Annotated in this window: 20 protein-coding genes; 7 read left to right on the forward strand and 13 right to left on the reverse strand. The window is 59.3% G+C overall.

Features of this window, described 5'->3' with window-relative positions; genetic code table 11:
- Position 1: 1 nt before the first annotated feature.
- Positions 2-1,387 (reverse strand): trypsin-like peptidase domain-containing protein, encoded by a 1,386-nt coding sequence (locus ACP15L_RS07810; RefSeq protein ID WP_425083745.1) that lies wholly within the window; start codon positions 1,385-1,387, stop codon positions 2-4.
- 70 nt (positions 1,388-1,457) lie between these two features.
- Entirely contained in the window at positions 1,458-1,802 is a 345-nt protein-coding gene (locus tag ACP15L_RS07815; RefSeq protein ID WP_170706063.1) for a hypothetical protein, read from the reverse strand.
- A 98-nt stretch (positions 1,803-1,900) separates the two neighbouring features.
- Here ACP15L_RS07815 and ACP15L_RS07820 point away from each other — a divergent pair, with 98 nt between their 5' ends.
- Entirely contained in the window at positions 1,901-2,236 is a 336-nt protein-coding gene (locus ACP15L_RS07820; protein WP_425083746.1) for a cupin domain-containing protein, read from the forward strand.
- Between the two features lie 51 nt (positions 2,237-2,287).
- Here ACP15L_RS07820 and dapD read toward each other — a convergent pair whose 3' ends face one another.
- The 3 genes from dapD to ACP15L_RS07835 all read right to left on the reverse strand — a co-directional run bounded on the left by dapD (position 2,288) and on the right by ACP15L_RS07835 (position 4,780).
- Complete coding sequence (gene dapD, locus ACP15L_RS07825; RefSeq protein WP_425083747.1) at positions 2,288-3,115, reverse strand: 2,3,4,5-tetrahydropyridine-2,6-dicarboxylate N-succinyltransferase; 828 nt, start codon at positions 3,113-3,115, stop codon at positions 2,288-2,290.
- Between the two features lie 109 nt (positions 3,116-3,224).
- Entirely contained in the window at positions 3,225-3,824 is a 600-nt protein-coding gene (locus ACP15L_RS07830; RefSeq protein ID WP_425083748.1) for a GntR family transcriptional regulator, read from the reverse strand.
- Between the two features lie 44 nt (positions 3,825-3,868).
- A complete protein-coding gene (locus ACP15L_RS07835) occupies positions 3,869-4,780 on the reverse strand; it encodes a threonine/serine dehydratase (RefSeq protein ID WP_425083749.1) in 912 nt (303 codons plus the stop codon).
- A gap of 79 nt (positions 4,781-4,859) precedes the next feature.
- Between ACP15L_RS07835 and ACP15L_RS07840 the strand changes: the two genes are divergently transcribed.
- Together ACP15L_RS07840 and ACP15L_RS07845 are read left to right on the forward strand one after the other, a co-directional pair.
- Positions 4,860-5,702: an LOG family protein gene (locus ACP15L_RS07840; RefSeq protein WP_425083750.1), complete on the forward strand. Its 843-nt coding sequence runs from the start codon at positions 4,860-4,862 to the stop codon at positions 5,700-5,702.
- Between the two features lie 3 nt (positions 5,703-5,705).
- The gene (locus ACP15L_RS07845) at positions 5,706-6,803 is read left to right on the forward strand and encodes a cystathionine gamma-lyase (protein WP_425083751.1); all 1,098 of its coding nucleotides are present in this window, start codon (positions 5,706-5,708) and stop codon (positions 6,801-6,803) included.
- On the opposite strand, the gene ACP15L_RS07850 is transcribed toward ACP15L_RS07845, so the two are convergent.
- Complete coding sequence (locus ACP15L_RS07850) at positions 6,804-7,187, reverse strand: hypothetical protein (RefSeq protein WP_170644204.1); 384 nt, start codon at positions 7,185-7,187, stop codon at positions 6,804-6,806.
- Positions 7,188-7,346: 159 nt separating this feature from the next.
- On the opposite strand from ACP15L_RS07850, the gene ACP15L_RS07855 reads away from it, so the two are divergent.
- A complete protein-coding gene (locus ACP15L_RS07855) occupies positions 7,347-8,267 on the forward strand; it encodes a DnaJ C-terminal domain-containing protein (RefSeq protein WP_425083752.1) in 921 nt (306 codons plus the stop codon).
- Positions 8,264-8,602, forward strand: a complete 339-nt coding sequence (locus ACP15L_RS07860) for a hypothetical protein (RefSeq protein ID WP_170556272.1) — start codon at positions 8,264-8,266, stop codon at positions 8,600-8,602. The genes ACP15L_RS07855 and ACP15L_RS07860 overlap by 4 nt, the downstream gene beginning before the upstream one ends.
- 102 nt (positions 8,603-8,704) lie before the next feature.
- On the opposite strand, the gene ACP15L_RS07865 is transcribed toward ACP15L_RS07860, so the two are convergent.
- The 4 genes from ACP15L_RS07865 to ACP15L_RS07880 form a co-directional block, all read right to left on the reverse strand.
- A complete protein-coding gene (locus ACP15L_RS07865; RefSeq protein ID WP_425083753.1) occupies positions 8,705-9,328 on the reverse strand; it encodes a cytochrome P460 family protein in 624 nt (207 codons plus the stop codon).
- A 199-nt stretch (positions 9,329-9,527) separates the two neighbouring features.
- On the reverse strand, positions 9,528-10,718 hold the full coding sequence (gene rlmN / locus ACP15L_RS07870; RefSeq protein ID WP_425083754.1) for a 23S rRNA (adenine(2503)-C(2))-methyltransferase RlmN: 1,191 nt from the start codon (positions 10,716-10,718) through the stop codon (positions 9,528-9,530).
- A gap of 117 nt (positions 10,719-10,835) precedes the next feature.
- On the reverse strand, positions 10,836-11,003 hold the full coding sequence (locus ACP15L_RS07875; protein ID WP_170376001.1) for a hypothetical protein: 168 nt from the start codon (positions 11,001-11,003) through the stop codon (positions 10,836-10,838).
- 147 nt (positions 11,004-11,150) lie between these two features.
- Positions 11,151-11,684, reverse strand: coding sequence for an invasion associated locus B family protein (locus ACP15L_RS07880; RefSeq protein WP_425083755.1), 534 nt, complete (start codon positions 11,682-11,684; stop codon positions 11,151-11,153).
- Between the two features lie 181 nt (positions 11,685-11,865).
- Here ACP15L_RS07880 and ACP15L_RS07885 point away from each other — a divergent pair, with 181 nt between their 5' ends.
- Entirely contained in the window at positions 11,866-12,864 is a 999-nt protein-coding gene (locus ACP15L_RS07885; RefSeq protein WP_425083756.1) for an asparaginase, read from the forward strand.
- A 5-nt stretch (positions 12,865-12,869) separates the two neighbouring features.
- Here ACP15L_RS07885 and ACP15L_RS07890 read toward each other — a convergent pair whose 3' ends face one another.
- Genes ACP15L_RS07890 through ACP15L_RS07900 form a run of 3 tightly spaced genes read right to left on the reverse strand, consistent with a single transcriptional unit; the run spans position 12,870 to position 13,958 of the window.
- A complete protein-coding gene (locus tag ACP15L_RS07890; RefSeq protein ID WP_425083757.1) occupies positions 12,870-13,190 on the reverse strand; it encodes a hypothetical protein in 321 nt (106 codons plus the stop codon).
- A 22-nt stretch (positions 13,191-13,212) separates the two neighbouring features.
- Entirely contained in the window at positions 13,213-13,641 is a 429-nt protein-coding gene (locus ACP15L_RS07895; protein ID WP_170376009.1) for an SRPBCC family protein, read from the reverse strand.
- Positions 13,629-13,958, reverse strand: a complete 330-nt coding sequence (locus ACP15L_RS07900) for an ArsR/SmtB family transcription factor (protein WP_425083758.1) — start codon at positions 13,956-13,958, stop codon at positions 13,629-13,631. The genes ACP15L_RS07895 and ACP15L_RS07900 overlap by 13 nt, the downstream gene beginning before the upstream one ends.
- 183 nt (positions 13,959-14,141) lie before the next feature.
- Between ACP15L_RS07900 and ACP15L_RS07905 the strand changes: the two genes are divergently transcribed.
- Entirely contained in the window at positions 14,142-14,438 is a 297-nt protein-coding gene (locus ACP15L_RS07905) for a hypothetical protein (RefSeq protein WP_425083759.1), read from the forward strand.
- Positions 14,439-14,454 lie beyond the last annotated feature (16 nt).

Genomic DNA, 14,454 nt, shown 5'->3' on the forward strand with positions numbered 1-14,454 from the left:
GCTACAGCCGGAATCGCAGGGACAGGCTGCGGCCGCCACGCAGGATCAGCATGTTGATCCTGCGCCCGGGATCGGTCAGCGCGCGCACCACGTCGTTGGGGCGCGCGATGTCAGCGCCGTTGATCGCCTCCAGAACGTCGCCGACACGTAGACCCGCGCGGGCGCCGTATGGGCCGGGGTCAACAACAACGACACCGGACTGGGACAATTTAAGCCCCAGATCAATGATCACCGCCGGGTTGACGCCCGAGACGGTCAGTTCGGGCAGTACGGTGCTTTCATCCAAGGTCGTCTTTTCGGCATCTGGCGTATCCGGCGCACGGATCAGCGCCACTTCAACTTCGTCGCTTTCCTCACCGCGCAAGCGGGTCAGCACCGATGTGCCGCCGACCCCCGCGACGGACATGCGGAATTTCATCTCGGCCGGAGAGTTCACTTCGTCCCCATCCACATGGGTAACCACATCGCCAACCCGCAGCCCGGCTTCGGCCAGAGGGCTGAGGTCGTGCAAGTCCGAGATCACCACGCCCATAGGGATCACCAGACCCAGAGACTCGGCAATGTCGGCGCTCATGTGCTGGCCGCTCATGCCCGCCCAGGGGCTGACAAACGTGTCATTGCCCTCTTGCGCCTGCCGCAAGAACTCGGCCACCAGATTGGCGGGGATGGCAAAGCCGATCCCATTCGAACCACCAGACCGCGTCAGGATCGAGGTGTTGATCCCGATCAGATCGCCATTCACGTCAATCAAGGCGCCGCCCGAATTGCCCGGATTGATCGCCGCATCGGTCTGAAGAAAATAGCCGCGCGCGTTCCCGGTCGCCGTGCCAGTGCGCGCCAATCCCGATATAATGCCCGAGGACACCGTCTGCCCGATCCCGAACGGGTTACCGATCGCCAAGGCCAACTCGCCCACCTCAACATGATCCGAATCACGCATGCTCAGGAAGGGCAGGCCCTGAGCCTCTTCCAGCCGCAGGATCGCGATATCGCTTTCCTCATGGCCCAAAACCACCTCGGCGGTGAATTCGCGCCGGTCGGTTGTGACCACACGGATTTCAGTGGCCGAGCCGACCACGTGGTAGTTCGATACCACATAGCCATCCTCGGACAGGATCACGCCAGAACCGAGCGAGTTCTGGACCCGCTGCTGAGGCTCTCCAAATCCGCGCCCGAAGAAATCCTGAAAGAACGGGTCCGAGAATAACGGCCGCGACCGCCCCTGCCGCACGATCTTGGCATAGATGTTTACAACCGCCGGCGCGGCCTCTTTCACCACGGGGGCAAAACCAAGCGAGATTTCGGCTTGCGATTGAGGGACGCGCGTCTCGGCATGGGCAACCGATGCCATAGCGACCGAAACAGCGATGAAAATCCAGCGACGCATGATAAACCTCAATCCAGTAAAGCCCTCTGGATATGCGCCGAGCGGATCGTCAATGCAAGAAGGCCAGTCGTCAGCCTTTTTCACCTTCGTCAAAAAACGGTGTCATCTGCGCGACAATGACCGCGTTCTCGTCCAGTGCCCGCTGCATCAGGGCGCGTTCATCAGGGTCGATGTCATGCCCCTGCGCCTCGCGCTCGGCCAATGTGCCATAGCCGGTCACATCCAGAGGGGCCGTGTCGGCCTGTTTCAGGATCGCAACCGTTTCACGCACGGCCTCTGCCTCGTCCACGCCACTGGCAAAGCACATTAGGGCCGCTCCGGTCGCGCCATCTGGCAGGCCGTCGCCCTCCTTGCGGCCGATCTGCACGAGCAAGGTGTAGACTTGCTGACGAGAGGGTTTCTTTTGCTTTTCCATGCAGGGGGCCATAGCTCTGCACCTTTGCACGGTCAAGCATTTGCATGGGGCTGACAACTCTGCATAGTGGTATTTTCACAAACCACTAGGGATGTTTGATGACCTTTCCAGATTTCATTACCGACTTTCCCAGCCTTGACGTTCCCTTCCCCGAGGACGTCGTGCAAACAGCCGTGATCCGCTCTGATGCCGGGCTGGTGGCGTTTTTCACTTTCCTGAAGGATTTTGAACTACCGACGCATACCCACAAGGCCCAATGGGGTACTGTCATCGAAGGCGAAGTAGAGCTGACGATAGGGGCTGAGACCCGAGTCTATCGCCCTGGCGACAGCTACTCCATCCCGAACGGGGTCGAGCATGGCGGTAAGATCAAGGCAGGCTCACGCGTGATCGACGTGTTTGAAGAGCCGGACCGCTATCCTGTCAAAGCCTAACAAAAAAGGCCGCAGAACAGGGCTGCGGCCAATCGTTTCGATGAAGCGCGCTTAGTCTCGCAGCAATTCGTTGATCCCGGTTTTCGAGCGGGTCTTTTCATCCACGCGCTTCACGATCACCGCGCAGTAGAGGCTGATGTTGTTCTTCGATGGCATCGAGCCTGCAACGACCACGGAATAGGGCGGAACCTCGCCATAGGTGACCTCGCCGGTCTCACGGTCGACGATCTTGGTCGATTTGCCGATGAACACGCCCATGCCCAGAACTGAGCCTTCGCGCACGATACAGCCTTCGACCACCTCAGAGCGCGCGCCGATAAAGCAATTGTCTTCAATGATGGTGGGGCCAGCCTGCATCGGCTCCAGCACGCCGCCGATCCCGACGCCGCCCGACAAGTGAACGTTCTTGCCGATCTGCGCGCAGGACCCGACGGTCGCCCATGTATCCACCATGGTGCCTTCGTCGACATAGGCGCCGAGGTTCACGAAAGACGGCATCAGTACTGCGCCCGGCGCGATATAGGCCGACTTACGGACAACGCAGTTGGGCACGGCACGGAAACCGGCGGCCTTCCAGTGGTCTTCGCTCCAACCGGCGAACTTGCTGTCCACCTTGTCCCACCAACCACCGGCCTGAGGGCCGCCGGTCTGAATTTCCATGTCCTTGATACGGAAGCCCAGCAGAACCGCTTTCTTGGCCCACTGGTTTACATGCCAGTCACCGCTGTCCAGCTTTTCGGCAACGCGTAGTGCGCCGCTGTCGAGCGCGTTCAGCGTGTCTTCGATGGCTTCGCGCTGCTCGCCAGTGGTTGCGGGCGTGATCGTATCGCGCGCCTCCCATGCGGATTCGATGGCGGCTTCCAGTTGCGCATTGGACATTGGGCGTCTCCCTACAGAATCTGTTCGTGTCGGTGTGGCCTATACGAAAGCCAAGCCCACGGTGCAATGCGACGAACAGAGGCTCTTTTGCGGCGGAATCGTCCGACCCTCAACTGGCGCGGCGGATATGCCGGATCAGGATGGTCGTTGCGGCGCCAAGATCCTTGTGTTTCAGCGCCTGAACAATCGCAAGATGATCCTTGTCGACACGCTGCCTCCACTTGGGTCGCCAATGGGCGAACAGGTGGCGAGCGCTGGCGATATGAAGGTCATCAATCGTGTGCAGCAGGCGCGGCATGCCGCAGGGCGTCAGGAGCGTCCGGTGAAAGGCACGGTTGCGCGTTTCCCAGTCCGGCATAGTCTGCGCCTCATCGCAGGCCATCCGCGCCTCATCCATGCGCTTCACATCACCGGGTGTCATGTTCTGCACGGAATGCTGCAAGGCCAAAGGCTCAAGCACCACGCGCATTTCGACCACTTCGCGCACCTCGGCCGGGTCTAGAACAGCGACACGCATACCGCGCCGCGGTTCGCTTTTGGCAAGACCATGCCCTTCAAGCCGCAGCAGAGCCTCACGCACGGGGACGTGGCTGGTCTCAAAGGCTTTGGCGATGTGATCCTGGCGCAGCTTCTCACCGGCGTTCAGATCACCGGTAATGATCTTCTGCCTGAGATTTTCGTAGATTGTATCGGCAATCGTGGCGCTCATGAATTATAGATAAAATCCTCAACCTGTTTTCACAAGGCGATAATTCAGCCTGCAAACGGGTCCGGCGCAATGTTCCCGCCACAGACCAGAACAGCGACGCGTTCGCCCGGCTCTGGCGTGTAGGCCCCCGACATCAACGCCGCCAAGGCGGCGGCTCCGGCGGGTTCGACAAGGATGCGATGCGCTTGCCACAACACGCGCTGCGCCTCAGATATGGCCTGATCGGATACCAGTACCGACTCCATCCCCTGCGCCAGTTCAAAACAGATTGAACCGATCCGCCGCGCGCCCAGCGCGTTGGCCGCAACACCGGAAACCGAAACATCGACCGGCTCACCAGCCTGCAAGGCGGCGTTCAACGCGCAAGAGGTCTCAGGCTCGACCGCCACAACCTTACGCGCGCCTTGAAACCAGGCCAGAGCACCCGCGATCAGCCCGCCTCCGCCGACGGCGATCAGGACGGTATCGGCCTGCAAGCCCTGCCCCTCCCATTCGGCGAAGCATGTGCCCTGCCCGGCGACCGTGGCAGGCGCATCATAGGCGTGAATCTGCATTGCGCCGGTCTTGTCCTCATGCGTCTGCGCCATCGCCAGCGCGTTGGCATATTCGCCGGGCACGACGCTCAGATCCGCACCGATTTGTTCGATCAGGGCAATCTTGGACGGGCCCGCGATCTCTGGCACAAAAATCTTGGCTGGGTGCCCCAGCGCACGCGCCGCATAGGCCGCCGCCGCCCCGTGATTGCCGCCCGAGGCCGCCACAACACCTGCTTGCGGCACCTCCATGCTCAGCAACGTGTTGAACGCCCCGCGCGCCTTGAAGCTGCCGGTGTGTTGCATATGCTCGAGCTTCAGCTCGATCGGATAGCCGGGAATGTGGCTCTCCATCACCGGTGTTATCTGCGCGTGACCGGCAATGCGTTCTGCCGCCGCCTGAATTTCCGTCTTCCAATCCATTCTTGTCTTTCCGTGACTGGCACTCTGCCCGCGAACCCTATAGCTGTTTGTCAAACACGCAAGCAGGGATCGTTCACCAATGAGAGAAGACCGCCACAGCCCTTTCCGCGACGCGCAGACCGACCGCTCGACCGCGAGCGAGGTGCCGGACACGCCCCAAACGCGGTCTCCGGCCTATCGTCTTGCATTCGCCGATGAGGAATTCCTGTGCCGTGATGAGCTGCGCCCGGTGCGTTTGCAGCTGGAACTGCTGAAACCCGAGATGATCATGAGTGAACGTGAGATCACCTCGACCATCGTCATGTTCGGCGGCGCGCGCATTCCGGAACCGTCGCAGAAACAAACCGCGCGTACTGAAACGCTAGCCGGTCTGTCCCAATATTATGACGAGGCGCGCGAGTTCGCGCGGCTGATGACCGAGAAATCGAACGAGACGGGCTGCCGCGAGAACGTCATCGTCACGGGTGGTGGCCCCGGCGTTATGGAGGCCGGAAACCGCGGCGCGCAGGATGCGGGTGGTTGCTCCATCGGTCTGAACATTGTTCTGCCGCATGAACAAGCGCCGAACCTCTATGTCACGCCGGACCTCAGCTTCAACTTCCACTATTTTGCCATCCGCAAGATGCATTTCCTGATGCGCGCCCGCGCCATCACCATCTTCCCCGGCGGCTTTGGCACGATGGATGAGCTGTTCGAGTCCCTCACCCTGATCCAAACGGGGCGGATGGAGCGTGTGCCCTTCCTGCTGTTTGGCCGCGAATTCTGGGAGAAGGTTATCAATTGGTCGGCACTGGCCGATGCGGGCACGATCTCGGACGAAGACCTCGACCTGTTCCGCTTTGTCGACACCGCGCAGGATGCGGTTGAGATCATCGACAACTGGGAGCCCGCCCCGCCTCGCGACGCGATTCCGGGACGCTGAGCCATGGCACACAAAACCGGAGAAATGCTTCACCTGCGCGGTAATGCTTTGGAAAAAGGCGAACCGGTCGCCCTGCCACTAACCCAAAGCAGCATGTACCACCTGCCCGGCCTGCCGGATGGGCATGCCACCTATGGCCGCGTCGACAACCCGACATGGGTGCATCTGGAACATGTGCTGTCCCATCTTGAGGCCGCGCCCTGTCTCAGTTTCCCGTCGGGCATGGCGGCTATCTCGGCCGCTTTGTTTGCAACCGTTCAGGCCGGGTCGCGCCTGTTGATTCCATCGGATGGCTATTACGTGACGCGCCTGCTGTCGGACAGGTTCCTGTCGCGGCTGGGCGTTGTGGTCGAAGAACGGCCGACCATAGGCTTTGCCGACGGCGGGTTTGAGGGCTTCGACGTGGTCTTCGTCGAAAGCCCGTCGAACCCCGGCCTCGACATGATCGACCTTGCGGATGTAGCCAAACAGGTTCGCGCCGCAGGAGGCCTCACCATTGCCGACAATACGACCCTGACACCTCTGGGCCAGCGCCCGCTGGATTTGGGCATCGACGTGGTCGTGTCCTCGGACACCAAGGCCATCGGCGGGCACTCGGACATGCTGATGGGCCACGTCGCCAGCCGCGACGCGCAGATCATGGAGCGGGTCGAGGAATGGCGCCGCGTCTCAGGCTCAATCCCCGGACCACACGAAGCATGGCTGCTGCATCGCGGGCTCGAGACTCTGGACGTGCGTTTTGACCGCATGTGCGCCTCGGCTCAGGTGCTGGCCGCGCGTCTGGCAGCGCATCCGGCAGTCAAGCACATCCGCTATCCCGGCTTGCCGAACGATCCGTCCCACGCGCTGGCGCAGGCCCAGACCAAACGGTTCGGGTTCCTGCTCTCGCTGACGCTGGAAAGCGAGGACAAGGCCGAGGCCTTCATCAACACCTGCCCTTTGCTGCGGCCTGCCACATCATTCGGCGGCGTTCACAGCTCGGCTGAGCGCCGCGCGCGGTGGGGTGACGCTGTCGACCCCGCCTTCATCCGCCTTTCGGTCGGGTGTGAGCCGGTTGAAGAGCTTTGGCAGGCGTTCGAGGCCAGCCTGAATTCGCTCTGACTATTTCTTGGCTTCGCGCAGTTCCTTGAACACGTAGATCGGCAGCACCACGCTGGCGATCAACGCCCCCAGCCAGACCAACAGTGTTGCCGCCAGTAGGTTGGAAACACCCCCAACCGTCAGCCCCGAGGCAATCAGGTCGGTGACCAGCAGACCCACAAAAGTCACGATCAACGCGATCCCGCCCTTGAGCGCCGGAGCCTTCTTTTCCCCAAGCTTCAGGATCAGCGGCTCGGCAATCACCTGAACGACGGTGAACACAAGCACCACAACGATGAATGAGATCGGCTTGATGGCAAAGCCGTTCAAAATGAGCGACGCCAGCAACAGGCCGATGGCATTCCCGGCCAGCAGGGCCAGAGCGGATTTGATTCTGCGCGACATTCAGGCTCTCCGTGTATGAACAGGTACAGACATGCAGATATTATCAAACCTGTAGGATTTTTCGAGCCAATTCAATTGCCTCTTCCTTTTGGTCGGTTGAAATCGCATGATAAAATACATTCATAAAGATCAGACCGACCCACATCCGCGAGAGGTGAGATGAGCGACGATCCCTATTCCGTCCTCGGCGTCGCCAAAGACGCCAGTGCCGCCGAGATCAAGAAAGCCTATCGGCGCATCGCCAAGGAATGCCACCCGGACCTCAAACCCGGTGATGCCGAGGCCGAGGCCAAGTTCAAAGCCGCCGCCGCTGCTTACGATCTGCTGAAAGACCCCGAAACCCGTGCCCGCTATGACAATGGCGAGATTGACGCATCGGGTCAGGAGCGCCCTCAACAGCAATATTACCGCGACTATGCCGAGGCCGCCGGAAACCCCTATCGCGGGCGACAGGCGGACCCGGATGACATGTCAGACATCTTCGCCGAATTCATGCGCGGCCGCGGTGGGTTTGGCGGCCAGCGCACACAGGAATTCCATGCGCCGGGTCACAATCTGAATTACTCGCTACAGATCAGCTTTCTGGATGCCGTGTTTGGGGCCAGCCAGAAATTGACCCTGCCCGATGGCAACCGGATCGAGGTTAAAATCCCGGCGGGTATCACCACGGGCCAGACCATCCGACTGCGAGGCAAGGGCGCTCCGGGCTATGGTGAGGGACCGGCGGGCGACGCGCTGGTTACGATCTCGGTGGCGGACCATCCGGTGTTCGACCGGCAGGGCAACGACATCCACATCACCCTGCCCATCAGCATTGATGAGGCCATTCTGGGCGGCAAGGTCCGCGCGCCCACGATCGACGGCGGCGTCAACGTCACCGTTCCGGCAGGCACCAGCAACGGCAAAACCCTGCGCCTGCGGGGCAAGGGAGTCAAAAAACGCGGCTCATCCGAGCGGGGGGATCAACTGATCGAACTCACCGTCGCCCTGCCCGACCAGATCGACGACGACCTCAAGCAATTCATGGAGACATGGCGCGACGCCCATCGCTATGATCCTCGGAAAGGAATGCCGTCATGACCCTGACCGAAGAGGAACTGATCGAAACCATCACTCGCCTGACCTCGGACCGCCTGACCGAATATCTGGCGGCAGAGATCGTGATCCCCGAGCAATCGGACGATGGCGTGGTCTACCACAGCATCGACGTCGCCCGGTTGGAACTGGCATGCGAATTGCACGAGCAATACGATATGGAGGCCGATGCTTTGTCGATGATGATCTCTCTGATCGACCAGATGCACGGGCTACGCGCTGAACTGCGTGAGGTTCTGAACGCGGTCGAGGCGCAACCCGATCCCGTGCGGCAGCAACTGATTGAGGTTATTGGAACCGCCCGCTTTCGTCGCGGATAGGTCTAAAGCGTTTTGCGTTTAACCTGAGGCAATATCATCGAAATGCGCGTTCGACCGTAGGGAGAGGCAGCGTATTTCGATTCAAATCAAACGCAAAGCGATCTACTCACCTTTGATCTGGTAGTCCTCGGGCACGTAGAAGGTGTAGTCCCTGTCAGCCACCTGCACGTGGCAGTCATGGCAATAGGCCACAGCCCCGGCCCGATCGCCCAGAGTGTCGCCAAACAAAGACCCATCGGGAAGTACCATGATGTAGCGCCAGTCTGCTGTCTCGGGATTGGCGCCTTGTGCCAGCTTCTCCATTACGAACATGGCGCCGGGGTAGATCTTGCCTTCATCGGTTACCGTCATGCTGTCCTTGGCCAGAACCGAGCCCATAGGCAAAACCTCACCCGATTGCAGGGTCCCATAGTTTAACGCCATGCGGTTGGCGTAGCTGTTCACGAACCGCTGCCCATGTGTGGCCGAGATATAGGGTGCATCATTGAATAGCGGCCAGCTTTGGTAGTTCAAAATGAGATCCAGCTGAGAAGTCGCATAGCCACGGGCCATACGTTTCGACAGCGCGCGATAATGCGCGTTGGCTTCGTCCTTGCTCAGCTCGGCCGGGTTTTCGATGGCCAGATGGGCATCGGGGTCTTCCGCAAAAGCGCCCGCCGCAGATAGCGGTACAAATAGGACTGCAAATGCAATGGTTTTAAATTTACTTCGAGGTCGTTCAATCATTTGGGGCTCACCTGAAATATCAGTTTGCCTACATGCCGCGCATAGCGAAGAAAAAGCTGGCGGCGAAAAAGCCCCGGCGTTTCAAGGGAAAGCCGAGCGTCCGAAACAGGAACGGACGCCCGAACACATAGCAAATTTTGAAGGCAAAATCAGCACCGGAAACATTAAGTTTATCGCTGCAACCCTTGGCAGAAGTGACTTAGCTACCGCTCAACCCAGCCTCGGCTTCGATCTGTTTACGCGATTTGCGCGCACGCTCGGTTGCCGATTTCAACTGACCGCAGGCCGCCATGATATCCTCGCCGCGTGTTTTGCGGATGGGTGAGGCATAACCGGCCTGGTAGATGATATTCGCAAAGGCCCGGATACGATTGTTCGAGCTGCGCTTGTAAGGCGCACCGGGCCATTCGTTGAACGGAATCAGGTTGATCTTGGCCGGGATCTTATGACGCTTGATGTGGTCGATCAGACGATGGGCGTCCTCATCGCTGTCATTCACACCATCCAGCATCACGTATTCGAACGTGATCCGCTCGGAATTCGAAACGTTGGGATAGCTGGCCAGCGCCTGCAGCAACTCCTCGATGTTCCAGCGCTTGTTGATCGGCACCAGCACGTCGCGGGTCTCATCTGTGGTAGCGTGGAACGAGATCGCCAGCAGGCAGCCGATCTCTTCTGCCGTGCGCGCGATTTCCGGCACCACGCCGCTCGTCGACAGAGTGATCCGCCTACGCGACAGGGAAATCCCTTCGGGGTCCATGGCGATCTTAATCGCGTCGCGGACGTTTTCGAAATTGTAGAGCGGCTCACCCATGCCCATCAGAACGATGTTCGACAGCAGGCGCGTCTCATCCTTGGGCGCGCCGGGGGTGGGCCATTCCTCAAGATCATCGCGGGCCATCATAACTTGGCCCACAATCTCGGCCGCGGTCAGGTTGCGCACCAGTTTCTGCGTGCCGGTATGGCAGAATGAGCAGGTCAGCGTACACCCGACCTGAGACGATATACAAAGCGTGCCGCGATCCTCTTCGGGGATGTAAACGACCTCGACCTCATGCCCGCCCGCAATACGACACAGGTATTTGCGCGTACCATCCTCGGACACCTGACGCGTGACCACTTCGGGAATTTCGATCACAAAGCTATCGGCCAGTTGTGCGCGATAGGCTTTGGCAAGGTTGGTCATCAGTGCGAAATCGCGCACGCCCCATTGGTAGATCCACTGCCAGATCTGACCAGTCCGCATCTTGGCCTGCTTTTCCGGCGTGCCATGTTCGATCAGAGTCGCGCGGAGCTGATCGCGTGTCAGACCGACAAGGTTCACCTTCCCCTCAGGCAGTTTGCGGGGGATGGTCATGACGTCTTGAGTGATCGGCGCTTTGGGCGACATTTGGGTACCTACTGGGCGTATCTCAGGTGGATTCCGGATTGGGATGCGCCTCTATATAGGATCGCGCGCAAAGATCAAAAGGAATCGTATTGACCCTTACGCGCTTTTGTCGCCGGATCAGACTCCTGCAGGCGGGATAAAGCAATCCTCGGCATCCAGCGTTTTCACCGGATCTTCAGGCCCGCATTCCTCACCTGTAATTGGGTAGGTTTCAGGCTCTTTTTCACAAGCCGCCAGAACCAGTGAAGAAGCCAACATCAGAGTGATCAGAGTTTTGTCGAACATATTCAGACATCCTTTGTTATTACTGAACAAATTAGTTCAGATGCCAAAAGGACGCGCTTTGATTCGGATCAAGCTTTCTGAATATTTGGTAGAATTATGCGAGAAGCCGCAAAATAGACGGGCCGCGTGTGATCGCGACCCGACAGATCAGTTGGTGCAGCGTGTCTCGGCGTCTTCGATCGCGGCGGTGAAGCCCAGCAGAGAGAACGTGTCCTTGGTTTGCGTCCCGCGTTCCGAGCGTGCGGTCAGCACAGCCTCGGTCCCGCGCTTCATGGCGGTGACGATCTTGGCATCGTCCTGAGCAGTCGCCGGCCAGGCCCACTCGCCCTCGGTAAACAGTTCGAATTCAGACCCATCTACAACCAGGTTCACCGTGGAACCGGCCGCAAAAGGGTAGCCGCCAGTAAAGGTCACTTGCCCTTTGACCTCGGCATTGGGGCGATAGAAGACAAACAGCAAGATGTCGCTGCGGCGCACGGAAACGACACGTCCGCCCCGCGTATTCACGGTTTCCTTGGGGGCCGAAACGCTCCAGCATTCGGTAGGATCATCTTCGACAAAAACGCTCCAATCCGTTTTTGCCGCGACGCGGTTCGTACTTGTCCCCTGCTGTGCGATTGCAGTTGTAGCCATACCCGCCACACACAGACCCGCAAGCACGCGGGTAAGCAATGATCCCATTTGTCCAGCCTCCTAGCTCGACCTTCTACCTCATACCCATCGGAAAGCCATGCGAACCCTGCCAGTTCGTCTTGGAAACGTTGCGCATTCCGATGATTGTCGACATACACACACTAACGCAGGTTTCGCCACAGGCGAAAGGGCGATTGGCAGAATTTTGCGCATAAATCCGGAGGTCCAGATGACGCAGCCCATCCCGATGACAGAACTGTGGCGCGGCGATCTGTTGGAAAGCCTGCATCTGGGCCATGCAGTGGTCTGCGATGACACCGGGCAGATCGTGCAAAGCTGGGGCGATCCGAACGCAGTGATCTACCCGCGCTCCTCAGCCAAGATGATTCAGGCTCTGCCTTTGGTTACGTCGGGCGCTGCGGCAAAATTCGGGCTGAACTCAGAACATCTTGCGCTGGCCTGCGCCTCGCATAACGGGGCCGCCATTCACACGGATCGCGTTTCGGCCTGGCTGGATCATCTGGGTCTGTCCGAGCATGATCTGCGCTGCGGACCGCAAGAGCCCGCCGACATAGCCGCTCGCGACCGGCTTATTCTGGCCGACGATACGCCGTGCCAGATCCACAACAATTGCTCGGGTAAACACTGCGGGTTTCTGACCCTGTCTCAGCATATGGGGGCCGGACCGGAATACCTTGAGATCGACCACCCTGTTCAACAGGCCTGCTTGTCTGCCATTGAGGAAACAACCGGCGAGACTAGCCCCGGCTACGGCATCGACGGATGCTCGGCCCCGAATTTCGCGACTTCGCTGGTCGGGCTTGCGCGCTCCATGGCGTGGTTTGCCTCGGCCTCTGATCGGTCAGACCGGTCGAGCGATGCGGCGCAGCAACTGACCGCCGCGATGATCAAGCGCCCAGAGCTTGTCGCGGGCGAAACCCGCGCCTGCACAGAGTTGATGCGCGCAATGAATGGGCGCGCTGCGATCAAGACCGGGGCCGAAGCCGTCTTTGTCGCGATCCTGCCGGAAAAACGCATGGGCGTTGCTCTGAAGATCACCGATGGCACCACCCGCGCCAGTGAATGCGCCATCGCGGCCATTCTGGTCAGCCTTGGGGTGTTGGAGGCTGATCACCCGGCCACGCGCAAATTCATGAATGCCACGCAATACAGCCGCCGAGGACTAGAATGCGGCGTGATCCGACCCGCGCCGGGCTTTCCGAACTAAGGCAGCTACATCTCGATTTCGTGGATTTCCGCCACTTCGACCGAGCCAGATCCGTTGATGACCATCGGGCAGCCTTTGGCCATCTCGGTCGCGGCATCAATGCTGTCGGCTTTGACCACCGTAAAGCCAGAGGCAGGGTTAGCCCCGCCATTGTCGACAACGCCGCCGTTGCTGACGGTATAGGATTGGCCCACCGGGTTTCCCGGGATATCCAAAGCCTCGCCCATGTTTTGAAACCACGCGCCCCATGCGGCCATGGTTGCTTCGATTTCTGCGGGGTCAGTTGGGGTGTGGCCCCCGTGATAAACAAATAGATATTGGGGCATTTTGTTCCTCCCTGAATGAAATCTATTGGCACTGCGCTTCGAGTTTGCGCAGCGAGGATGTCCAGCCTGTGTTGTGGTTCTCAGCTGCCTCGGCGTCGGCGAACTCGCGGTGATCAATAACAAGTCGGGCGCCGGTTTCGGTTGCCGCTATCGAAAAAGTCACGTGGCTTTCCGACCCGCGTTGATCCTGATCGTCATGCCAACCCCACGTGAAGCCAACCGAGTGCGGTGGATCAACATGCGTGACATGCCCCGAAACCTTGAATTGCTGCCCATCGCTGTTCTCCATCACCGAAAACCATGGGCCGGTTCTGGAAAAATCCAGATTGTGATCCGGCACATGCATGCCTTCCGGCCCCCACCACTGCAGCAGTTTCGAGCCATCTGTCACCCAAACAAAAAGGTCTTCTGGGCTGACGGGAAAGTCCCGCTCCAATTTCAGGTCGGCCATGAATTTTCCCTTTCCAAAATGTCACCCAAACGATCCAGACTGCTTTCCCAGAACTGCCGTTTCGAGATCGTCCACTCGGCAATCGAACGAAGGCCTTCGGAGTGGACGGAATACAGCCTCTGGGTGCCCAGCACGCGTTGTTGCACCAATCCTGCCTCGCGCAGCACCTTCAGGTGGCGCGAGATTGCGGCACCTGACATGCCTTTGCCTTCGACCAGGTCTCCGGCGGGCAGTTCGCCGCCGTCCATCAGCTGCTCAACAATGGCGAACCGAGTGCGGTCAGATAGTGCGGAAAAGGCGGCAATAAGATCGGTCATGATTATTATTTAACACAAATGTTAAATTAAAGAAAGCCTACCTTTTGTCAGCGCCAATTAGGAAAATTAGCCGAGCCTCCTCTTTTCGTGTATATGTGAAAAGGTTCATAGACCTGCTCCAAAGACACAAGTTACGGTGTTATGTGTGAGTTTAATAAGTTGTTTTATTTTAGGAGGCTTGAGATGCGCTTCGCGTCCACTTCATTGTTTTTCGCCTGCACGCTTGTTGTTGCAGGCTGTGCGTCCCCTTGGTCACAGATTGAGACTGTAACCCCTGCTGCAACCGCCCCTCAACCAACCCCTGCGGCGGCGGTAGCGACAACTCCTGCCCCTGCGACCACAACTGCGGCAGCGGCCCCAGAAAGCGAACCTGAACCGACCCCGAAAAAAGCCTATGATCGTGAAAGCGACGGCGGCGGCGGTGGCGGCGGCGGTGGAGGAGCCGGCGGCGGTGGCGGCGGTGGCTGGAGCGGCGGTTGAGCCGGGAAAGACACCA

Source organism: Ruegeria profundi (assembly GCF_049800715.1).
Classification (GTDB): domain Bacteria; phylum Pseudomonadota; class Alphaproteobacteria; order Rhodobacterales; family Rhodobacteraceae; genus Ruegeria; species Ruegeria profundi_A.